The sequence below is a fragment of the Stenotrophomonas sp. YJH_SMC_40 genome, assembly GCF_059368615.1.
Genome location: NZ_JCAFRX010000002.1, coordinates 378,387 through 399,372 on the forward strand (window position 1 = coordinate 378,387; position 20,986 = coordinate 399,372).

The window sequence follows — 20,986 nt, forward strand, 5'->3', positions numbered from 1 at the left end:
GGCACTGTCGTGGTGTCTTAACACCCCGCAGTCTCCCCCTTGGCAAGGCGCCTTCGAGCACGTCAATGAAATTCAAAGCCCCCGCATTCCTGATGGCCCTGGCGCTGGTCGCGCCACTGGCGTTGGCGGCCAAGGCCGACTCGCCCGCATTGCCCGCGGCGGCCACCGCCGACCAGGTGACCACGTCCAAGCTGGTGTACGGCCTGCTGTCCGACAGCCGCTACGCCTACCGCCCGCGCGCGCTGGACGAGGCCACCTCCAAGGACGTGTTCAAGCGCTATCTGGAAACGCTTGACGGCGGCAAGCAGTACTTCACCCAGGCCGACGTGGCGCGCTTCGCACCGTTCGAGGCCAACATCGCCTCGGCCATCCGGGGCGGCGAGCTGGAGCCGGCGTTCCAGGTGTTCGCTGTCTACAAGCAGCGCGTCGGCGAGCGCGTGGCGTACGCGCGCAAGCTGCTCAAGCAGGAGCCGGACTTCACCACCGACGAGCGCTTCGAGTACGACCGCAAGAAGGTGCCGTGGGCGGCCAGCAGTGCCGAGCTCGATGAGCTGTGGCGCAAGTCGGTGAAGAACGATTGGCTGCGCCTGAAGCTGGCCGGCAAGAAGCCGGATGACATCCGCAAGACGCTGGACAAGCGCTACGCGACGCTGGAGAAGTCGGTCAATGAACTGAAGGGCGAAGACGTCTTCCAGTTCTTCATGAATTCGTACACCAGTGCCGTTGACCCGCACACGGATTACTTCACCCCGCGCACCGCCGAGAACTTCAACCAGGCGATGTCGCTGTCGCTGGAAGGCATCGGTGCGCAGCTGCAGCGCCAGGACGATGTGGTGGTCATCCGCGAGATCATTGCCGGTGGCCCGGCCGCGGTGGATGGCACGCTGAAGCCGGGTGACCGCATCGTCGGCGTTGGCCAGGGCAAGTCCGGCCTGGTCGAGGACGTGATCGGCTGGCGCATCGACGATGTCGTGGCCAAGATCCGCGGCGCCAAGGACACCCAGGTCAAGCTGGAATTCATCCCGGCTGCCGAAGGCGCCGATGGCAAGCACCACACCCTGGTGCTGACCCGCCAGAAGGTGCGCCTGGCCGAACAGGCCGCCAAGGGCGAGACCATGACCATCCCGGCTGCCAACGGCGAGCCGGCACGCAGGATCGGTGTGATCAAGCTGCCGACCTTCTACCAGGACTTCGAAGGCCGTCGCCGCAATGCCGCCGACTACGCCTCGGCCACCCGCGACGTGGCCAAGCTGCTGGCCGGCTTCAAGAACGACAAGCTGGACGGCGTGGTGCTGGACCTGCGCAACAACGGCGGTGGTTCGCTGGATGAAGCGATCGAACTGACCGGCCTGTTCATCGAGCAGGGCCCGGTGGTGCAGGTGCGCGAATCCGGTGGCCGAGTCACCGTCAACAGCGACCGTAACCAGGGCGTGGCATGGGACGGCCCGCTGGCGGTGCTGATCAACCGTGGTTCGGCCTCGGCCTCGGAGATCTTCGCCGGTGCCATCCAGGACTACGGTCGCGGCCTGGTGATCGGTGAAACCAGCTTCGGCAAGGGCACCGTACAGAACATCGTCGACCTTGACCGCTGGCCGAGCGGCGAGACCCAGCGCTTCGGCCAGGTCAAGCTGACCATTGCCCAGTTCTTCCGCATCAGCGGCAGCAGCACCCAGCACAAGGGTGTGGTGCCGGACCTGGCCTTCCCGGCCAGCGTCGATGCCACCGAGTTCGGCGAAAGCACCTACGACAACGCACTGCCGTGGACCCGCATCGCCGCCGTGCCGCACACCCAGTACGGCAACTTCGCGCCGTTGCTGCCGAAGCTGGAAACCCGTCACGACGCGCGCATCGCCACCGACAAGGAGTTCCAGTGGTGGAACGAGGACGTGCAGCAGTTCCGCACCGAAGCGGCGAAGAAGTACATCTCGCTCAACGAGGCGACCCGTCGCGCTGAGCGCGAGCGCCAGGATACCCAGCGCAAGGAGCGCCAGGTGCAGCGCAAGGAGCTTGGCCTGGCCCTGGACCCGCTGGCCGATGACAGCAGCGATGACGGCCTGACTGGCAACGAGCGCGACATCGTCAAGGATGCCGCGCGCGAGAAGGCTGCCGAAAAGCGCCCGGACCCGCTGCTGCGCGAGTCAGCCTCGATCCTGGCCGACGCGGTGAACCTGCTGGCCAACGACCGCCCGCTGTCGGCGCAGGTGCTGCCGCAGTCCACCGGTGCCGGCCGCTGGGCGGACTGAGCCGGCGACGGCATGTGATACCCGAGGGGCCGGCATTGCCGGCCCTTCTCCGTTTGGGGGACCTCGTTCACGGTAGCGCCGTGCCATGCGTGGCGGGGCGAAGTGCCACAAACGACTTAATCCCCTCCGTCCCCTTTTCCGTGCATGAACCGGCAGCAACGGCGGGGGCTGGCGGGCGTACTTTCGACCTGCCGCACACGGCCGCAGGACTACCCTTGGCGGTACCGTCCTCGCAGGAGTACCCATGCGGGCCTCCCGTCTTTCCAGTGTTGCCGTGGCGCTCGCCAGCGCCCTGATCCTGTCGGCCTGTGGTGGCCGCGCTGCTGACAGCACGTTGCTTCGCGAATCCTTTGATTCCGGCGACACCTTCTCGCGCACCGTCGATGGCCGTCCCGGTGACGCCTGCGAGGCCGCACGGCGCACCCTGCTCAGCCAGGGCTATGCCATCGCCCGTTCCGACGCGGCGCAGGTGGAAGGCAACAAGAACTTCCAGCCGCGCGAGGACGATCACGAGCAGCTGGTGCTGCGTATTTCCTGCGCACCGCGCGGGAGCCAGACACTGGTATTCGTCAGTGCCGTGCAGGATCGCTATGCGTTGAAGAAGAGTCCGACCTCGGCCAGTGTTGGCGTCGGTGCGCTCGGATCTGTATCGCTGCCGTTCGGCAGCAATGACGACTCGCTGGTGAAAGTGGCCAGCAGCACGGTTACCGATGCTGAGTTCTATCGTCGCTTCTTCCAGCGCCTGCAACAGTACCTCCCGGCGGAGGCAGGCAAGCCCGTTCCGCCTGTGGTCACAACCCCGGAGCCCGCACCGGCGAGCACGGACCAGGATTGAACGTGCGCGGCAGATGGATGGGTGTGGCCCTGCTGCTGCCCGCGCTGGGCGCAGCAGCCACGCCGCTGGACTGTACACAAGGCCTGCTGCAGCGCTTGGGGTGGCGCTTCGAAACACGCGCGATCGGTGCACCGCAGGTGCATGGTGGCCCTGTGTGCACGCGCGCGTCGCTGCCGGAGGCTCAGGCGGCAGGCGATCTGCGCGTGAAATGGCCGGCGGACATGCCCGCTGCAGCGCGCAAGGCGTTGCTGCAGCAGGTGCTGGACGACCCGGCTACGGTTTGCGCCTACGCCTTCCAGCTGGGTGCAGCCACGCAACGTGCCGCTGCTGCATTGCAGGGCAATGCAGGATTCCGCTTCTCTGGCCTGCAGCTCGGTTGGATCGGCTTCGGCCTGCACGGCGCACAGGCGCAAGGCTGGCAGCGCACGCGAAGCTTCGGCCGTGGTTTCGTGCCCATTACGGGCAACAGCCAGGCGCTGCAGGCGTTCTACAGCGGCAATGTGCGCGCCGAATGTGGAGTCGGTCGCCAGGTCGCACAACTGGCCACCCAGCGCGAGCTGTATGGCGATGCGGCCTTCGACGCTGGATTCTCCGCAGAAGAACTGTCGATCGGTACGTTCCTCGCGCTGCACGATACCGACAGCATCCTGCTTGGCGCACACGCCGGTGACTACTTCGCCGATGGCAAGGCGGTGCGCACCTCGGCGATGGGCCGCCAGGCCTTCGTCGGTGTGCCTGGTTTCATCGAGCATGTGGACGACAAGGGCACGCTGGACGACCTGAGCAACCAGGCCGAAAACTTCGTGGTGGTGTCGGTGGGCGAGGAGGCCGCGCAGGCGTTGGCCGCGCACGGCGGCCTTGCCTGGTACGACCAGCGCAATGCCGAGCTGTGGGCGCTGGCGCAGGACATCCCGCGTATCGGCCGGCGCTACTTCGAACGCCTGTTGTTCGAGCGCGACCCGGACCTTCGTGCACGGCTGGAACCGCGCTACCACGCCACGCTGGCACGCATGGACCGCCTGCTGGACGATCCGTTCTACCAGCAGTTCGTGATCTATGTGCATCCGCGCGGTATACGTCCCATCGGCTACCACATCGCCCGCCTGCTTGACCGCAACCCGCGAACCCCCTTTTCGATCGACCTGGCGGTGCACAATCTGCATACCACGCTCTACCGGCGTTGGCGCGAGGCGCAGCTGCGCCACTGCGCGGCTACCGGCAGGCCAGGCAGCCTGACCCTAGACCCCAACTGAAGGTGAAACAATGGATATTGCAATGATCGGCCTCGGCCGCATGGGCGCCAACATGGCCCAGCGCCTGCATCGCGGCGGCCACCGCGTCGTCGGCTACGACCCGGGCGAAGGTGCCCGCCAGCGCGCCGCCGAGGCAGGCCTGGAGGTGGTCGATTCGCTGGCCGCCGCGGTGGCCGCGCTGCCGGTGCCGCGCGTGGTGTGGCTGATGGTGCCGGCCGGCGAAACCGTCGACCAGACCCTGGGCCAGCTGACTCCGCACCTGGCCGAGGGTGACATCGTCATCGACGGCGGCAACTCCAACTACCAGGACTCGGTCCGTCGCGCCAAGGCGCTGGCCGAAGACGACCTGGGCTACGTCGACTGCGGCACCAGCGGTGGCGTGTGGGGCCTGCAGGAAGGCTACAGCCTGATGGTCGGTGGTGAAGCGGCGGTGGTGGAGCAGATCGCACCGCTGCTGCGTACGCTGGCACCGGCCGAAGATCGTGGATGGGGTCGTGTCGGCCCGTCCGGCGCTGGCCACTTCACCAAGATGGTCCACAACGGCATCGAGTACGGAATGATGCAGGCCTACGCGGAGGGCTTCGCGCTGATGGAGCGCAAGCAGGAAATGGAACTGGACCTCGCCCAGGTGGCCGAAGTCTGGCGCCACGGCAGCGTGGTGCGCTCGTGGCTGCTGGACCTGAGCACCGAAGCCCTCAAGCGCAATCCGTCGCTGGATGGCATCGCGCCGTACGTGGAGGATTCCGGTGAAGGCCGTTGGACCGTGGCCGAAGCGATCGCGCTCGATGTGCCGGCACCGGTGATCACCCTGTCGCTGCTGGAACGCCTGCGCTCGCGCGAATCCAATTCGTTCACCGATCGCCTGTTGTCGGCGATGCGCAATGAATTCGGCGGCCACGCGATCAAGAAATCGTAAGCACGAAGCCGGGGTCGGATCCCTTTCCGCAGGAAAGGGCTCTGACCCCATGCAGGCAGTCGAGCATGGCTCGACTCTGCAAAAGCCGTCTCCGATGGCTTCCACGTCGATGTGTCGACCAAGGTCGACACCTACCGTCGGGCGCGGGACTCTGTCGAAGGCGGGGTGGGTCCGGCTCCCGCAACCGGACCCATCCTGCCATCTCACGGATTGCCGGTTTTTGCCGTTGCTGTTGAGGTTGCCGGCCAGCGGCCGGCACTACCACGGGTGCAGGGCGCAGCCCTGCCGATCACCCCAACGCGATCCGCCGCCCTTCGCGCGCACTGTCCATGCCTGCCTGCAGCAGCCGCATCAGCTGCAGCGCCTGCACCGGATCGACCGTGGCTTCGCCGTCGCCATGCATGGCCGCGGCGAACTGCGCATACAACCGACGGTAGTCACCGGGCAGATTGTCGACGGTGCTGCGCTGCACGTTGTCCTCGGCATCACAGCGCACCAGCTCGCCATGCCGCGGGTCGATGCCCCAGCCGGGCGCACCGGGCGCCACACCGCGGCGCAGCTGCGCTTCCTGCACATCCAGGCCGTGCTTGATCCAACTGGCCTTGCTGCCATGCACGCTGAAATGCGGCGTGGGAGCTGCCACCAGGGAACCGGAATGCACGATCGCGCGATGCCGCGGGTAGTGCAGCACGGCGTGGAAGTAATCGATGGCGCTGCCGCCATCGCGCTGCACGGCCAGATCAGCATCGATCGCTTCGGGCCAGCCGAACAGCACCAGCATCTGGTCCAGCAGGTGCGGGCCCAGGTCGTACCACAGGCCACTGCCGGGACCGTCCTGCTCGCGCCAGCGGTTGCGCACCTGCGGGCGATAGCGATCGAAGTGCACATGGCACTCGGCGATGTCGCCCAGTGTCCCGTCCGCAAGCAGCGCCTGCAGCGTGAGGAAGTCGGCATCGAAGCGCCAGTTCTGGAACACGGTGGCGATGCGTCCGGCATCGCGTGCCGCAGCCAGAACGGCTTCGGCTTCAGCGACATCCAGCGCGAACGGCTTGTCGACCAGCACGTGCTTGCCGGCGGCCAACGCTGCGATCGCCAGCGGCGCGTGCTGTTCATTGGGCGTGGCGATCACTACGGCATCCACGGCCGGGTCGTCGAACACCTCCTGCGGCGTGGCACGCACGTGCACGTCGCTGAACGCGCGCAGCAACGTGTCTCGCTGCGAACTCACGATGCTGTGCAGCACCAGGCCGGGTGTGTGCTGGATCAGCGGTGCGTGGAAGACACGGCCGGCGAGGCCGTAGCCGATCAGGGCCAGTTGCAGGTCGGGGCGCATGACAGAGCTCCGGCAGTGGGAAGGGCAGGGTAAACGACGCGGGCTCACGGGCCAAAGCTGAACGGTTGTCGTTGCAGGTAGCCCGATTCACAGCGGCATGACCGCAACGCCACGCCTGCTCTACGCCGGCTTGTCCAGACTGGCAGCACATTCCGAAGGAGTACGACACGATGAGCAATACGACCCGCACGCTGATTGCCTCCGCCCTGACGCTGGGCCTGGCGCTGTCTTCCTCGGCCGCATTCGCCAAGGATCCGGCCGCGAAGAGCCCGCCGACCAGCGCGCACCCGGCGACCCATGCTGATCGCCACGATTCCAACGAGCCGGTGACCGATACCTGGATCACCACCAAGGTGAAGGCCGACCTGCTCGCCAGCAGCAACGTTCCGGGTACGGAAATCAAGGTGGAAACCGTGAACGGCGTGGTCAGCTTGAGTGGCGCCGTAGCGAGCCAGGCCGAGAAGGACAAGGCCGTCACCACCGCCAAGGGCATCAAGGGCGTGACCCGCGTTGATGCAGCCGCATTGAAGGTCAGCGCTGCCGCCAAGCGCTGAACCTGATGGGCGCCCCCTCGCGGGGCGCCCATTGAGCTGTAGGGCCGCGGCCATGTTCGGCTGGAACTCCAAGGCAGCCGAGCATGGCCCGGCTCTACAGGTCTGAGGACTGCGAACCTGTTCAGCCAACCAGGGGGGAAACCCCTGCGTTGTGACCGCCTGCGCTATATTGCCGGTTCCGCCGCAGCCGGACAGGGTCCGGCCGACGCCCTGCGGCCGTGCTGAAGAGGAACTATGGCGCTGGTTTTCAGTGACGACATCTGGGACCGCTGGCGGTTGCCGGCCCTGGCGCTGGCGGCTGCAGCGATCATCGTGGTGCCGTGGTTGACCCTGCGCAAACTGCAGCAGGACAACGAGCAGGCAATGGCCTGGGTCAACCATACCCAGGCGGTGGGCGTGGCCCTGCAGCAGCTGCAGGCTGATGTGCGCGACGTCGAATCGGCCGCATTGACGCTGTCCAAGGGCGTGGACGCACCCGGGCTGCGCGAGCGCATGGCCGCAGCCAACGACATTCCCGGTCGCTTGGCCGAACTGGGGCGGATGACCCGCGACAACCCCGACCAGCTGATCCGCATCGGCCGTATCGAATCGATGCTGGAAGGGCGGATGGCGCTTGCCCGCGAGCTGGCCAGATCTGAACCCAACAGCGATCAACGCGAGCTGGTGAAGGACCTGAGCACGCGCTATCCGATCCGTGGCCTGGTGGAGGAGCTGCAGGCCAGCGAACAGCAACTGTTGACACTGCGGGCCGAGCAGGCGGCGCGCCAGCGCAAGCAGACCGAGCTGGTGTCTTGGAGTTCGCTGGTGATCCAGCTGGGACTGCTCGGCCTGGTGCTTTGGCTCCTGCAGCGGCAGATCGGGCGGCGCCTGCACGCCGAACGCCAATCGCTGCGCTCGGCGGCACGCGCGGCATCGGTGTTGCAGACCGTGCGCGAACCCATCGTGCTGCTCGACCGCGACCTGCGCGTGCAGTTGCATAACCCCGCCTTCGCCGAGCTGTACGGGCTGCAGGACGAACGCGCCGATGGCCTGCTGCTGGAAAGCGTCGGCGACGGCGCCTGGAAGGACGCCGTCGTGCGCCAACGCCTGTCCGACGTGCTGCTGCGAGGCCGCGAGCTGTGGGATTTCGAGCACGAACAGCGCACCGCCGACGGCATGGCGCGCTATATGCTGCTGAACGCACGGCGCATGCCGCTGCCCGATACCGATGATGAAGTGGTGCTGCTGACGGTCAGCGATGTCACCATGCAACGCGCAGTCCAGCTGCGCGTTGAAGAGCTCAACCGCCAGCTGGAAGGCAAGGTCGCGCAGGTGTCCGAGGTCAACCGCGAGCTGGAGGCCTTCAGCTACTCGGTCTCGCATGACCTGCGCGCACCGCTGCGCCACGTCGCCGGATTCTCCGACAAGCTGTCGCGCCACCTGGGCGACGCTGCCGATGACAAGAGCCGTCATTACCTGGACGTGATCTCCAGTTCGGCCCGGCGCATGGCGGCGCTGATCGATGACCTGCTGGTCTACTCGCGCCTGGGCCGCGCGGCGATGCGCCAGCAGGCGGTGGACATGCAGTCGCTGGTGGCCGATACCCGCGCCATGCTCGATTCCAACCTGCAGGCCGAGGCGGAGAACAGTGGCCATGTGCACCAGGTGGAGTGGAGCATCGCGCCGCTGCCGATCGTGGTCGGCGATGAGAACATGATCCGCCAGGTCTGGCTGAACCTGCTCGGCAACGCGGTGAAGTACTCGGGCAACCGCGAACCGGCGAAGATTCGCGTGGACTACCAGCCGCAGCCTGACGGCGGTCATCAGTTCACGGTCAGCGACAATGGTGCAGGCTTTGACATGGCCTACGCCGGCAAGCTGTTTGGTGTCTTCCAGCGCCTGCACAAGGCCAGCGACTACCCGGGTACCGGCATCGGCCTGGCCAGCGTGCGCCGCGTGCTCACCCGTCATGGCGGCCGTATCTGGGCCGAGGCTGAACCGGACGTCGGCGCCACCTTCCACTTCTACCTGCCTCCCGCGATCGATGCGGACAAACAAGGGCCTTCTGCATGACCACTTTGCGCACCATTCTTCTCGCCGAAGACAGCCCGGCCGACGCCGAAATGGCGATCGACGCCCTGGAAGAGGCGCGTCTGGCCAACCCCATCGTGCACGTCGAGGATGGCGTGGAAGTGATGGACTACCTGCTGCGGCGCGGCGCCTTCGCCAACCGCGAGGAAGGCCTGCCGGCAGTGCTGCTGCTGGACATCAAGATGCCGCGCATGGATGGCCTGGAAGTGTTGCGGCAGATCCGCGAACACGAAGAGCTCAAGCGCCTCCCGGTGGTGATCCTGTCGTCCTCGCGCGAGGAAAGCGATCTGGCCCGGAGCTGGGACATGGGCGTGAATGCTTATGTGGTCAAGCCAGTGGACGTGGACCAGTTCTTTGGCGCGGTACAGACGCTGGGCAAGTTCTGGGCGTTGATCAACCAGGCACCGGAACTCGAGTGAGCCCATGCCCTTGACCGGTCCCGCCCTGGGGGCGCTGCGCATCCTGCTGGTGGAGGACTCACCGGAAGATGCCGAGCTGATGTCCGAACAGATGCTCGATGCGGGCCTGGAGGCCCGCTTCGAGCGTGTCGAGAGCGAGGCCGAACTGCGCCAGGCACTGGCCGCGTTCCAGCCGGACATCGTGCTGTCCGACCTGAGCATGCCGGGGTTTTCCGGTGATGACGCGCTGCGCATCGTGCGCGAGACCTCGCCGGAAGTACCCTTCATCTTCGTCTCCGGCACCATGGGTGAGGAGAATGCGGTGGCGGCGCTGCAGAAGGGCGCCAATGACTACATCATCAAGCACCAGCCGGCGCGCCTGCCGTCGGCGGTGGCACGTGCGATCCGCGATGCACGCAGCGCGATCGAGCGCGCACGGGTGGAAACCGAGCTGATGCGCGCACAGCGCCTGGAAAGCCTGTCGCTGCTCGCAGCCGGGCTCAGCCACGACCTGCGCAACATCCTGCAGCCGTTGCTGATCATGCCGGACCTGCTGAAGGCGCGTACCGACGATCCGCAGCTGCACCACCTGGCCGATGTCATCGCCGAGTGCGGCCGCCGTGGCCATGAGATGGCCGAATCGATGCTGTCGTTCGTGCGCGGTTCGCGCAAGCCGAGCGAGCGCATCGAGATCGACGGCCTGTTCGATGCGGTGGCACTGCTGTTGCGCAGCAACGTGCCTGATGCGGTGCGCCTGGAGTTGCAGGTGCAGGACGAAGGCCTGGTGGTCGACGCCAACTACACCGAACTGCAGCAGGTGATGCTGAATCTGGCGCTCAACGCGATACAGGCGATGCCCAACGGTGGCCGCCTGAGCCTGACTGCCAGCCATGCCGGCCATCGCGATGGCGTGGACTGGATGCACATACGGGTCGCCGACGAAGGCATCGGCATGGATGCGGACACGCTGTCGCACCTGTTCAATCCGTTCTTCACCACCAAGGCCGACGGCACTGGCCTGGGGCTGATTTCCTGCAAGCGCATCGTCGAAGGTGCCGGCGGCAGCATTCACGTCAGCAGCCAGCCGGGGCAGCGCACCTGCTTCGAACTGCGCCTGCCGATGCACGAGGCCATCGATGGCAGCGAGCCGATCGAACAGCTGGTGGCCTTGGGCAGCGGCCAATCGATCCTGGTGGTCGATGGCGAAGCCACGCGTCTATCGCTGCTGGGCAATGCGCTGTCCAGCCAGGGCTACCAGCTGCAGTTGGCCTCCGATGGGCCGGCAGCGCTGCGCTGGATGCAGCAGGAGGCGATGCCCGCGCTGGTGATTGCCGATGCCGGCTCCAAGCTGCTGCCGGCCAGCCAGCTGCTGGGCGAGATGGCGACGTTGGGCTATCGCGGCCCAGCACTGGTACTGGAAGACCCGGCAGTGCCGGTCGCGGCCGATGCCTTCCCGGACGGCGTGGAGGTGCATGTGCTGCACAAGCCGCTGCAGATGCAGCAGGTCTTCCGCGCCGTGGCCGAAGCGCTGGGCTGATGCCCCGGTAGTGCCGGCCGCTGGCCGGCATCCCAGTGTGGTGGGATCAATGCGGTTGCCGGCCAGCGGCCGGCACTACCGTTCCACGGTTTCCCAAGGGGAAGCGTGGCAGGGCGTCCACCGCCTGTTCCAGCCGCTGCAGATGCAGCAGGTCTTCCGCGCGGTGGCCGAAGCGCTGGGCTGATGCCCGGTAGTGCCGGCCGCTGGCCGGCATCCCTGTGTGGTGGGATCAATGCGGTTGCCGGCCAGCGGTCGGCGCTACCGTTCGGCAGTTTCCCAGAGGAACCGCGGCAGGGCGTCCACCGTCTGTTCCAGCCGCTGCAGATGCAGCTGGTCTTCCGCGCAGCGGCCGAAGCGCTGGGCTGATGCCCGGTAGTGCCGGCCGCTGGCCGGCATCCCTGTGTGGCGGGATCAATGCGGTTGCCGGCCAGCGGCCGGCACTACCGTTCGGCAGTTTCCCAGAGGAACCGCGGCAGGGCGTCCACCGTCTGTTCCAGCCGCTGCAGATGCAGCTGGTCTTCCGCGCAGCGGCCGGCACTACCGTTCGGCAGTTTCCCAGGGGAAGCGTGGCAGGGCGTCCACCGTCTGTTCCAGCCGCTGCAGATGCAGCTGGTCTTCGCGCAGCGGCCGAAGCGCTGGGCTGATGCCCGGTAGTGCCGGCCGCTGGCCGGCATCCCTGTGTGGCGGGATCAATGCGGTTGCCGGCCAGCGGCCGGCACTACCGTTCGGCAGTTTCCCAGGGGAAGCGTGGCAGGGCGTCCACCGCCTGTTCCAGGCGCCGTGACCAGTTCTGGTGGATGTCCGCATACAACGTTGAATCCGCGCCGAGCCGCAGCTGCTGCCCGATGCGCAGGTCACCATCACGCAGCAGCGCCAGGTCGATCGGCAGGCCTACCGACAGATTGGAGCGAATGGTCGAATCCAGCGACACGATTGCCGTGCGCGCCGCGTCCTCCAAGCGTGTGGCCGGGCTGAGGATGCGGTCCAGGATGGGCTTGCCGTACTTGGACTCACCGATCTGAAGATAGGGCGTCTCCGGCGAAGCGGCGATGGCGTTGCCGAGCGGGTAGATCATGTACAGCCCGGGCCGCTCGCCAGCGATCTGGCCACCGAAGATCAGCGTGGCCTGGGTGTTGACCCCGTCATGGCCGTGCTCGCTGTGGCTGCTGTGCACCTGGCTGTCCACCAGCAGCTGGCCGACGTACTCGGCAGCTTCGAACAGATGGGTCATGTCGCGCAGGTTGGGCGTGCGCCGTTCACCGGCGTCGCGCCCCAGGCGTGACACCAGCAGCTGGGTGGTGGCCAGGTTGCCAGCCGCCATCAGCACGTAGGCTGCCTGGCCGGGGTACTCGAACACGTGCAGCTTGCGGTGCACGCGCACATCGTCCAGCGAGGCATTGGTCCGGGTGTCGGCAGCGAAGACCAGGCCTTCGTCCACCTCGATTCCAACGCAATAGGTCATGTCGGTGCCCTATCATGTGCGTCCCGGATTGTAGGCAGGCCGCCGTGACGACGGCATGTCCACGCCCCCCCAAGTGCCGTCACCTGAACCGCATGACCACCGTGCTCCTGAGCCTGGGCAGCAACGTCCAGCCCCGCCGCTACCTCCACGCCGCGGTGACGGCCCTGCGCGAGCGCTTTGGCGCACTGCAGGTGTCACCCGCCTACCGTACTGCCGCGGTCGGCTTCGATGGCCCGGCCTTCCTCAACAATGCGGTGGCGATCGAGACCGATCTGCCGCTGCAGGAACTGGACGACTGGCTGCATGCGCTGGAAGACGCGCATGGCCGCGATCGCAGTGGGCCGCGCTTCTCCGACCGGACCCTGGACATCGACGTGGTGTTCTACGGCGACCTGGTGGTGGAAGGCCCCGGCCACCTGCGCATTCCGCGCCCGGAACTGAAGCATGCCTTCGTGCTGAAGCCGCTGGCGGACATCGCGCCGGGCTTCATCGACCCGGTCAGCGGGCAGGACCTGGCCACGCTGTGGCGGGCGCACGCGCAGTTTGGCGAAGCGTTCGAGGTGGTGGACCTGGAATGACGGCGGTTGCCGGCCAGCGGCCGGCACTACCTCAACTGACCGTGCGCCCGCCATCCACGCGCAGGGTGTGGCCGGTGACGAAGCTGGCTTCGGCCACCAGCCAGTAGACCGCTTCGGCGATCTCCTCGACCGTGCCGATCCGCGCCAGCGGCGTGCGCGCCAGCAACGCCTCGCGGGCGAAATCGTCCTTGCCCTGTTCCGGCCACAGGATCGCACCCGGCGCGACCGCATTGACCCGCACCTTCGGCGCCAGCTCCAGTGCCAGCGCGCGGGTGGCCATCTCCAGCGCGGCCTTGGCCATGGTGTAGGCGATGTGGTCGCGCATCGGGTCGGTGCCATGCAGATCGGTCAGGTTGACGATGCAACCCTGCTGGCGGCGCAGGTAGGGCGCCGCCGCCTGTGACAGCAGCAGCGGCGCGCGTGCATTGACCGCGTACAGCTCGTCCATCGCCTCGGCGGTGACCTGGCCGAGCGGGGTGGGGAAGAAGTTGGAGGCGTTGTTGACCAGCGCGTCCAGTCGGCCGAAGTGGGTGACCGCCTGTTCCACCAGGTCGGCCAGGGCGTCGGCGTCACGCAGGTCGGCCTGCAGGGCCAGCACGCTGCCCGGGCGCACGTTGTCGAAATCGAACGCGGCCTGCTGCAGCTCGGCGCTGGAGGTATTGGCGTGCAGCACCACCGACCAGCCACAGGCGTGGAACTGGCGGGCGATGGCCGCACCGATCCGGCGCGCGCTGCCGGTGATCAGGACCACGGGGTGGGTATCGCTCATCGAGGGTCCTCCAAGGCTCGGCTATCCTGTGCACCATTGTCACCGCATTCGAAGACGCCATGCAGCCCACCTTCCCCCTGCCCGAAGCCGATGCCCTGGCCCATAGCGACCAGCTGGCGGCCGCCCTGCGCGCCGAGATCCTTGCGCAGGGCGGGGCGATGCCGTTCTCGCGCTTCATGGAGCTCTGCCTGTATGCCCCCGGCTGGGGCTATTACAGCGCCGGCGCCAGCAAGTTCGGTGGCAGTGGCGACTTCACCACCGCCCCCGAGCTCGGCAGCCTGTTCGCCGGCAGCGTGGCCAATGCGCTGGCGCCGGTGTTTGCCCAGCTGGGTGCGCAGGCGCGCATGCTGGAACTGGGCGGCGGCACCGGCGCCTTCGCCGAGGCGGTGCTGCTGCGCCTGGCCGAGCTGGACGCGCTGCCGTCGCGCTACGCCATCCTGGAACCCAGCGCCGACCTGCGCGAGCGCCAGCAGCAGCGCCTGCAGCAGAACCTGCCGGCGGAGCTGGCCGCGCGGGTGGATTGGGTCGACCGCCCGTTCGAGGAGGACTGGGAAGGGGTGGTGTTCGCCAACGAGGTGATCGACGCGCTGCCGACCCCGCGCTTCCTGATCCGGGACGGCGAGGTCTACGAGGAAACCGTCGAGCTGGACGCCGAGGGCAACTTCATCCGTGGCGCGCAGCCGGCCGACATCCTGCTCAACGGTGCGGTGCGCCATATCGAGCGCTACCTGGAAAAGCCTTTCGCCGAAGGCTACCGTTCTGAAGTGCTGCCGCAGCTGCCGTACTGGCTGCAGGCGGTGGCCGGTGGCATGCAGCGTGGTGCGATGCTGTTCGTCGACTACGGCTACAGTCGCAGCGAGTTCTACCAGCACGACCGCGACGATGGCACCGTGCGTGCGTTCTACCGCCACCACGTGCACAACGACGTGCACCGCTGGCCGGGGTTGCAGGACATCACCGCGTCGGTGGATTTCACCGCGATGGCCGAGGCCGGCATGCACGGCGGATTCGAGCTGGCCGGCTACTGCAGCCAGGCCAGCTTCCTGCTCGGTAATGGCCTGGACCAGGTGCTGCTGCTGGCCGAGGAACGCACCGATGAGGTCGGCCGCATCCAGCTGCGCGACCAGGTGAAGAAGCTGACCCTGCCGACCGAGATGGGCGAGCGCTTCCAGGCCATCGGCCTGCAGCGTGGCGTCGACTTCGAACCGGCCTTCGAGCTGGGTGACCTGAGCTGGCGCCTGTGAGCGAGGTGTTGCCGGCGATCAAGCCGCTGCGGCGGCCGCGGTTGTGGGCCGGGCTGTGGGCGGCGGCAGTACTGCTGGTGATCGTGGTCTGCCTGATTCCACCGCCGCCGATTCCGTTGCCGGAAAACAGCGACAAGGGCGAGCACTTCCTCGCCTACTTCATCCTGGCCGGCAGCGCGGTGCAGCTGTTCCGTCGGGGCCGCCCGCTGCTGTGGGTGGGCGTGGGACTGGTGCTGATGGGCATCGGCATCGAATTTGCCCAGGGTGCGCTGACCAGCAACCGCATGGCCGACCCGATGGATGCCATCGCCAACACGGTCGGTGTGCTCGCCGGCATGGCCACCGCACTGACCCCGCTGCGCGACCTGCTGCTGCGCTGGCGCGGGTAAAGGCGTGCCAACCCAGGTTGGCACCTACCCGTAGATCCACGCCATGCGTGGATGCTCTGCCCGAGGTGCCGACCAAGGCCGGCACCCACCTGGACAGGCCTGCCGTCATTTCCCCAGGGTCACCTCATCCAGCACCCACATCGCCGGGCGCGTGTCGCCGGTGAAGTTGATGCACAGGTCACCGCTGCCCTGCGTCCCCTTCGGCAGCGCCGCACGCAGGGTCACGAAGCCATCGGCATCCGGCTTGGCCGGCAACGGCACTTCCGCCAGCACCTTGCCGCTGCAGTCGCCACGACGCACGAGCATCTCACCGTGTGGCCGCTTGGCCTTCTCGAAGCGACGCTTGGGTTCATCGTGGGCAAGCTGGAAGTAGTACGGAATACGCCCCGCGCGGACCTCCAGGCTGCCGATGCCGTCCAGCTGTGCCTGCGGCCAGCGCCAGCACGGCTGGAAGATGTCCACGTTGAACACCGCACGGTTGCCTTCGCGTGGGCCATCGTCTTCCAGGCGCAGCACCAGGCCCTTCTTGCCCACGCAGCTGAGCAGCTCATCGCTGCGGCGGCTGAGCAGCGACTGTGCGGTGAAGGTGGCAATGGTCGGTTTCGCCGCCAGCATCTGGCCCTGGTAGAACGCGGCAGCCTGCACGGTGGTTGGCAGTTTTCCGGTCAGCGGCTGCTGGTACAGCGGTGACTGCGCGCTCAGCGGTTGCCCATCGGTGCTGTAGCGCACTTCATAGCCCAGCGGATTGGCCAGCGACACCGTCACCGTGTTGTCCGCGCGATTGTCGGTGTAGTCCACGCCCACTTCGAACGGGGTCTGCGCATAGGCCAGGCCCCAGGCACGGTAGCGCTGCAGCTGGGACGGCAGGCGCGCGAGGAAATCGCGGAAATCGCGATGTTCCGGCGTGCTCCAGCCGGTCTCGGCCACGGCGGCCAGGCGTGGGAACAGGTTGTGCTGCAGGCGTGCGTAGCTGCGCGTGTGCTCGGTGAACATGTTGGCCTGCAGGCCGAGGATGTGCCCGCGCTTGTCAGCGGCCAGCTCGGCCGGCACCGGCTCGAAGTTGTACAGCTTGCCGAGGTTGACCTGGGTCGGGCGGCCGGGCGGTTCGTTCGGCGAGGCCGTCTGCAGGTAATCCAGATAGAGGTAGCCGACCGGCGACATGATCACGTCATGGCCGGCGCTGGCCGCAGCCAGGCCGCCTTCGGTGCCCTGCCAGGACATCACCGTGGCCTGCGGCGGCAGCCCGCCTTCGAGGATCTCATCCCAGCCGATCAGGCGCCGGTCGTGCTCCTCCAGGAAGGTCTCCAGGCGCTTGATGATGTGGCTCTGCATGGCCATTTCATCCTTGATGCCCAGCGCACGCATGCGCTGCTGCACCTGCTTCGACGCTTCCCACTGGTCCTTCACCGCCTCGTCGCCACCGACGTGCACGTACTTGGCCGGGAACAGGTCGATCACTTCTTCCAGCACGTTCTCGAGGAAGGTGACGGTGCTGTCTTCAGTGTTGAACAGGTTGGGGAACACGCCCCATTCACTGATCGGTTTCAACGGCGTATCGATGGTGCCCAGCTCCGGATACGCAGCAATCGCGGCAGTCGCGTGGCCCGGCACATCGATTTCCGGAATCACCTGGATATGCAGCTTCGCCGCATAGGCGATTACCTCGCGAATCTGGTCCTGCGTGTAGAAACCGCAATACGGATGCTCCTTGCCAGTGACCGGATCGATGCCACCGTCGCCGGCCGGCAGGCGGCAGCTGCCCACGTCGGTCAGCTTCGGGTAGCGCTTGATCTCCATGCGCCAGCCCTGGTCGTCGGTGAGGTGCCAGTGGAAGGTGTTGAGCTTGTGCGCGGCCATCGCGTCGAGCACGCGCTTGATCTCGTCCAGGCTCTGGAAGTGACGTGCGGAATCGAGCATGAAACCGCGCCAGCTGAAGCGCGGCGCGTCCTGGATCTGCACCGCCGGCAGCACGCCATTGCTGCCGCCGGTGGCGAGCTGGGCGAGGGTAGTCGCGCCGTAGAACAGGCCGGTTTCGTTGCCGGCCTGGATCAGCACGCCCTGCGCGGTGCTCTCCAGCGTGTAGCTTTCGCCGCTGTCGCGGAAGGTGGGCACGATCTGGAAGCGGATGCTGCCCGACGTGCCTGCCGCCTTGCCGCTGGCTCGTGCAAGGCGCGGACCACCGCTGCGGGCCAGCAGATCGGCGAACTGGCTGGCGACGCGCTGCGCGGCTTCGCCTTCGGCCTGCAGCACGGTGTCGGCGCGGACGGTGATGCCGCTGCCCTGGCCGCGCTGCACGGTCGCCGGTGCGGGAATCAGCATGAGGCTGCCGGCGCGCAGCAGAGGGCCGGGTGCTTCAGTGGCGGGTATGGGGTCGGCGGCAAGTGCCGGCAGTGCCGGCAACAGGGCGAGCAGGCTGCCCAGCAGCACTGCGCTGCGCATCCGGGCGCGGGAAGGCTTGACCATCGGGACGACTCCTTGGAACGGTGCGATGAACGCTATACATGAAAAACGCCGGGCCCGGAATGACCCAGGCCCGGCGTGCGTGCACGACTCGGCGATGTTGCCGCCGCTGGATCAGTACTTGAAGCGGAAGTTGAGGTAGTACTGGCGACCGTTGCTGTAGAACGAGGTCGGGATGGCCGCGGTCTGGTAGTACTTGTAGGTCGGGTTGTTGAGGTTGAGCGCATCGAAGCTGATGCTCAGCCAGTCCGTGGCCTTGTAGCTCAGCGACGCCGACAGGGTGCCGAAGTCATCCTGGTAGTACGGGTTGGCGCCGGACAGGCCGATCAGGAACGACGAACGGCGGGTGTAGCTGACGCGTGCACCGAAGGTATCGTTCTCGAAGTAGGCACCGACGTTGTAGGTGTTCTTCGAAGTACCCAGCAGGTTGTCGCTGCCATCGGCCCAGGTGTGGTCGGTGCTGCCATCGGCGTAGGTGTAGTTGGCATTGACACCGAAGTACTCGCCGATCGGCTGCTCATAGGCCACTTCGATACCGCGCACCTTGCCGTCGGCATTGCGCGGGCGGGAGATGTTGTATTCCTCGAGACGGTTGGTCAGCTCGCTGAACAGCATTTCCTTCTCGGTGCTGAAGGCGACGTAGTCCTTCAGGCGCATCGAGTAGGCACCGATCGACAACATGCCGCGCGGCATGAAATACCACTCCAGGTTGGCGTCGAAGTTGGTCGACACCACCGGCTTCAACTTCGGATTGCCGCCTCCGCCGGTCCGGTTCAGGTCCGAACCGTACGACGAGGCACCCAGTGCCGAGAAGTCCGGCAGGGTCTGGGTCTGCGAGGCGGCCACGCGCAGCACCAGGTCGTCACGCAGGTCGTACTTGAAGTTGGCGCTCGGCAGCACACGGTTGTGCTTGTTCTCGAAAGCTTCGCGGGTCCACGCGCCGAACAGGCTGCTCACGTCCGGCACGGTCGAGCCGGTGGCGGCGGCGTAGGTATCGATATCCTGCTTGATGTTGACGTAGCGCAGGCCGACGTTGCCGCTCCAGCGGTCGCCGCTGAAGTTGCCCTGTACGTAGGCAGCGAAGTTCTTCTCGGACACCGTCCACTCGGCGCCGTAGTTGTGGCGGCCGGTCGGGCCGTCATTGCCGGACAGCCAGGTGGAGTTGTTGGTCACTGCTTCCTTCAGTGCGCCCGGGGTGAAGTACCACAGGTCACGCGGGAAGCTGCCACCGATGCCGTTGGCGAAGCCACCGGGGAAGTTGGCGGTGGCGCCATTCTTCAGCGCATTCCAGATCGCGCCCGGGGTTGCGCCTTCCGGCGACTTGGCCTCGCGCTTGTGGTCGCCGAAGCGGGCGCCGAAATCAATCGAGTTCAGTACGCCAGCGTCGGCGAAGTACTGGTTGAAATCGAGCGTGGCCCACTTTTCCTTGTCGATCGCGGTGACCTGCTGGTTGCCCCAGGTACCGAAGTCGGTCACGCCGCTCGGGCCGATGTTGCCCCCGACGTTCCAGTCGATCGGCGAGCCGTTGCCGTGGGTTGCCCAGGTGGCGCCGCCACCACGGGCCAGGTTGACTTCGGCGATGTACTGGCGCGGCGTTTCGCCGGTGCCCTTGGTGCTGCCAGCCTGAAATTTCATGCCCAGGTTGTCGCTGATCTGCCAGTCGGCATCGAAGGTGATGTAGTTGGTCTTGGCCTTCGACTCGCGGTAGATCATGTCGTACACCGCGTAGTCGCGGTCGGCCTGGCCGGCGAAGGTGGCGTTGGACAGCACGCCATCCTTGATGACGTAGCCCGGATTCGGGGCCTGGCCCGGAATCAGGATCTTGTTGCCATTGGCATCTTCAACGGTGCGGTCATTGAGGATGCGGCCACCCCACAGCATGAAGTTGCGGTTGTAGTTGTTCGCCTTCAATTCCGAGCTGAAGCCTTCCAGGCCCAGGGTCAGGTTGTCCATCGGCTTGAACTGCAGCGACACCAGGCCGCCCTTGCGCTCGCGGGTCTGTTCGAACAGGGTCGAGCCGAGCAGGCCCGGCGCGTATACGCCGGCCAGGTCCGGGTTGGACTTGGCCACGGTGCCATTCGGATCGATCTGGAAGAAACCGCCCGGGATTTCCTGCGCTTCGCGGCGCAGCTCGCGCTTCTGGCTGAAGGCCTGCACCATCACGCCGAAGTTGCCTTCGTCGTTCTTGTAGTTGAACAGTGCCGACAGCTGCGGGTCGTTGGACTTGGCCTGGTCCGAACGCACCATGCCGATGGAGCCTTCCGCAGTGAGCTGCTTGGAGAATTCCAGCGGCTTGCGGGTGAGGATGTTGACGGTACCGGTGGTGCCGCCGTCCTGCAGCTTGGCCTGCGAGGACTTGTTCACTTCCACCGAGCGCACCAGTTCCGATGGCAGCAACGAGTAGCTCACGCTGCGGCCGACGTTGTTGCCCTGGCTGAGCACGAACCAGTCGGCGGTGCCGACGGTGTGGCCGTTGATCAGGGTCTGGGTCAGGCTCGGGCTGGTACCACGCAGGCTGACGCGGTCGGCTTCGTCGAAGCCGCCTTCGTCGGCGCTGGACGAGCTGATGTTCACGCCCGGCAGGCGCTGCAGGGTGTCGGCGACGTTGTGCGCGGGCAGCTTGCCCACGTCTTCGGCGGTGACCACTTCCACGCGCGCATTGGCTTCGCGCTTGGTGTCCAGCGATTTTTCCATCGACCCACGGATGCCGGTGACCTGCACGGTATCCAGGTCGGTGGCGGTCTGGGCGGCCTGCTGCGCATGTGCACTGAAGGCGATGCAGCTGACGATGGCGGCCGAAAGCAGGGTCTTGCGGGTGTTCATGATGTCTCTCCTCATCACTCGATTGGATGCCGGCGGCGGTGTTCGATTACGGTTGCGATGACATGCGCGGGGCGGCGGCGAAGTCCCGTGCGTTGGCGTGCCACGTACTGCGTGCTGCGATT

17 protein-coding genes are annotated in these 20,986 nt (G+C 66.6%); 12 read left to right on the plus strand and 5 right to left on the minus strand.

The window, feature by feature from the left end:
- Positions 1-65 precede the first annotated feature (65 nt).
- From AC5P6X_RS04735 to gnd, 4 genes are all read left to right on the plus strand, one after another.
- On the plus strand, positions 66-2,243 hold the full coding sequence (locus AC5P6X_RS04735; protein WP_005411064.1) for a carboxy terminal-processing peptidase: 2,178 nt from the start codon (positions 66-68) through the stop codon (positions 2,241-2,243).
- Positions 2,244-2,487: 244 nt separating this feature from the next.
- Entirely contained in the window at positions 2,488-3,078 is a 591-nt protein-coding gene (locus AC5P6X_RS04740) for a DUF2242 domain-containing protein (RefSeq protein ID WP_024957044.1), read from the plus strand.
- A gap of 17 nt (positions 3,079-3,095) precedes the next feature.
- Positions 3,096-4,331 carry a hypothetical protein gene (locus tag AC5P6X_RS04745; RefSeq protein WP_088437014.1) on the plus strand — a complete coding sequence of 412 codons (1,236 nt, stop codon included), beginning with the start codon at positions 3,096-3,098 and terminating at the stop codon, positions 4,329-4,331.
- A 10-nt stretch (positions 4,332-4,341) separates the two neighbouring features.
- Entirely contained in the window at positions 4,342-5,247 is a 906-nt protein-coding gene (gene gnd / locus AC5P6X_RS04750; protein ID WP_088437013.1) for a phosphogluconate dehydrogenase (NAD(+)-dependent, decarboxylating), read from the plus strand.
- 289 nt (positions 5,248-5,536) lie between these two features.
- On the opposite strand, the gene AC5P6X_RS04755 is transcribed toward gnd, so the two are convergent.
- Positions 5,537-6,580, minus strand: a complete 1,044-nt coding sequence (locus AC5P6X_RS04755; RefSeq protein ID WP_495215339.1) for an oxidoreductase — start codon at positions 6,578-6,580, stop codon at positions 5,537-5,539.
- Between the two features lie 170 nt (positions 6,581-6,750).
- Between AC5P6X_RS04755 and AC5P6X_RS04760 the strand changes: the two genes are divergently transcribed.
- From AC5P6X_RS04760 to AC5P6X_RS04780, 5 genes are all read left to right on the plus strand, one after another.
- Positions 6,751-7,134 carry a BON domain-containing protein gene (locus AC5P6X_RS04760; protein WP_005411059.1) on the plus strand — a complete coding sequence of 128 codons (384 nt, stop codon included), beginning with the start codon at positions 6,751-6,753 and terminating at the stop codon, positions 7,132-7,134.
- Positions 7,135-7,368: 234 nt separating this feature from the next.
- Complete coding sequence (locus AC5P6X_RS04765; RefSeq protein WP_005411058.1) at positions 7,369-9,186, plus strand: sensor histidine kinase; 1,818 nt, start codon at positions 7,369-7,371, stop codon at positions 9,184-9,186.
- Positions 9,183-9,623 (plus strand): response regulator, encoded by a 441-nt coding sequence (locus AC5P6X_RS04770; protein WP_005411057.1) that lies wholly within the window; start codon positions 9,183-9,185, stop codon positions 9,621-9,623. The genes AC5P6X_RS04765 and AC5P6X_RS04770 overlap by 4 nt, the downstream gene beginning before the upstream one ends.
- 4 nt (positions 9,624-9,627) lie before the next feature.
- Positions 9,628-11,139 (plus strand): two-component system sensor histidine kinase NtrB, encoded by a 1,512-nt coding sequence (locus AC5P6X_RS04775; RefSeq protein WP_495215340.1) that lies wholly within the window; start codon positions 9,628-9,630, stop codon positions 11,137-11,139.
- Between the two features lie 49 nt (positions 11,140-11,188).
- Positions 11,189-11,323 carry a hypothetical protein gene (locus AC5P6X_RS04780; protein ID WP_261382362.1) on the plus strand — a complete coding sequence of 45 codons (135 nt, stop codon included), beginning with the start codon at positions 11,189-11,191 and terminating at the stop codon, positions 11,321-11,323.
- A gap of 534 nt (positions 11,324-11,857) precedes the next feature.
- On the opposite strand, the gene AC5P6X_RS04785 is transcribed toward AC5P6X_RS04780, so the two are convergent.
- Positions 11,858-12,601 carry a proteasome-type protease gene (locus tag AC5P6X_RS04785; protein WP_049450617.1) on the minus strand — a complete coding sequence of 248 codons (744 nt, stop codon included), beginning with the start codon at positions 12,599-12,601 and terminating at the stop codon, positions 11,858-11,860.
- Positions 12,602-12,693: 92 nt separating this feature from the next.
- On the opposite strand from AC5P6X_RS04785, the gene folK reads away from it, so the two are divergent.
- Complete coding sequence (gene folK, locus AC5P6X_RS04790; protein WP_012481279.1) at positions 12,694-13,179, plus strand: 2-amino-4-hydroxy-6-hydroxymethyldihydropteridine diphosphokinase; 486 nt, start codon at positions 12,694-12,696, stop codon at positions 13,177-13,179.
- Between the two features lie 31 nt (positions 13,180-13,210).
- On the opposite strand, the gene AC5P6X_RS04795 is transcribed toward folK, so the two are convergent.
- Positions 13,211-13,948 (minus strand): pteridine reductase, encoded by a 738-nt coding sequence (locus AC5P6X_RS04795; RefSeq protein ID WP_005411052.1) that lies wholly within the window; start codon positions 13,946-13,948, stop codon positions 13,211-13,213.
- 59 nt (positions 13,949-14,007) lie between these two features.
- Here AC5P6X_RS04795 and AC5P6X_RS04800 point away from each other — a divergent pair, with 59 nt between their 5' ends.
- A complete protein-coding gene (locus AC5P6X_RS04800; protein ID WP_012481278.1) occupies positions 14,008-15,192 on the plus strand; it encodes a class I SAM-dependent methyltransferase in 1,185 nt (394 codons plus the stop codon).
- The gene (locus tag AC5P6X_RS04805; protein WP_049402429.1) at positions 15,189-15,581 is read left to right on the plus strand and encodes a VanZ family protein; all 393 of its coding nucleotides are present in this window, start codon (positions 15,189-15,191) and stop codon (positions 15,579-15,581) included. Before AC5P6X_RS04800 ends, AC5P6X_RS04805 begins: the two co-directional genes overlap by 4 nt.
- Positions 15,582-15,686: 105 nt before the next feature.
- On the opposite strand, the gene AC5P6X_RS04810 is transcribed toward AC5P6X_RS04805, so the two are convergent.
- Together AC5P6X_RS04810 and AC5P6X_RS04815 are read right to left on the minus strand one after the other, a co-directional pair.
- Positions 15,687-18,044 carry a beta-N-acetylhexosaminidase gene (locus AC5P6X_RS04810; protein WP_049450615.1) on the minus strand — a complete coding sequence of 786 codons (2,358 nt, stop codon included), beginning with the start codon at positions 18,042-18,044 and terminating at the stop codon, positions 15,687-15,689.
- Positions 18,045-18,155: 111 nt separating this feature from the next.
- Positions 18,156-20,864: a TonB-dependent receptor gene (locus AC5P6X_RS04815; RefSeq protein ID WP_005414491.1), complete on the minus strand. Its 2,709-nt coding sequence runs from the start codon at positions 20,862-20,864 to the stop codon at positions 18,156-18,158.
- Positions 20,865-20,986: the final 122 nt, after the last annotated feature.

Coding starts and splice junctions, on each gene's coding strand:
- AC5P6X_RS04735 (WP_005411064.1), top strand. CDS start 66: ATGAAATTCAAAGCCCCCGCATTCCTGATGGCCCTGGCGCTGGTCGCG.
- AC5P6X_RS04740 (WP_024957044.1), top strand. CDS start 2,488: ATGCGGGCCTCCCGTCTTTCCAGTGTTGCCGTGGCGCTCGCCAGCGCC.
- AC5P6X_RS04745 (WP_088437014.1), top strand. CDS start 3,096: ATGGGTGTGGCCCTGCTGCTGCCCGCGCTGGGCGCAGCAGCCACGCCG.
- gnd (WP_088437013.1), top strand. CDS start 4,342: ATGGATATTGCAATGATCGGCCTCGGCCGCATGGGCGCCAACATGGCC.
- AC5P6X_RS04755 (WP_495215339.1), bottom strand. CDS start 6,580: ATGCGCCCCGACCTGCAACTGGCCCTGATCGGCTACGGCCTCGCCGGC.
- AC5P6X_RS04760 (WP_005411059.1), top strand. CDS start 6,751: ATGAGCAATACGACCCGCACGCTGATTGCCTCCGCCCTGACGCTGGGC.
- AC5P6X_RS04765 (WP_005411058.1), top strand. CDS start 7,369: ATGGCGCTGGTTTTCAGTGACGACATCTGGGACCGCTGGCGGTTGCCG.
- AC5P6X_RS04770 (WP_005411057.1), top strand. CDS start 9,183: ATGACCACTTTGCGCACCATTCTTCTCGCCGAAGACAGCCCGGCCGAC.
- AC5P6X_RS04775 (WP_495215340.1), top strand. CDS start 9,628: ATGCCCTTGACCGGTCCCGCCCTGGGGGCGCTGCGCATCCTGCTGGTG.
- AC5P6X_RS04780 (WP_261382362.1), top strand. CDS start 11,189: ATGCGGTTGCCGGCCAGCGGCCGGCACTACCGTTCCACGGTTTCCCAA.
- AC5P6X_RS04785 (WP_049450617.1), bottom strand. CDS start 12,601: ATGACCTATTGCGTTGGAATCGAGGTGGACGAAGGCCTGGTCTTCGCT.
- folK (WP_012481279.1), top strand. CDS start 12,694: ATGACCACCGTGCTCCTGAGCCTGGGCAGCAACGTCCAGCCCCGCCGC.
- AC5P6X_RS04795 (WP_005411052.1), bottom strand. CDS start 13,948: ATGAGCGATACCCACCCCGTGGTCCTGATCACCGGCAGCGCGCGCCGG.
- AC5P6X_RS04800 (WP_012481278.1), top strand. CDS start 14,008: ATGCAGCCCACCTTCCCCCTGCCCGAAGCCGATGCCCTGGCCCATAGC.
- AC5P6X_RS04810 (WP_049450615.1), bottom strand. CDS start 18,044: ATGGTCAAGCCTTCCCGCGCCCGGATGCGCAGCGCAGTGCTGCTGGGC.
- AC5P6X_RS04815 (WP_005414491.1), bottom strand. CDS start 20,864: ATGAACACCCGCAAGACCCTGCTTTCGGCCGCCATCGTCAGCTGCATC.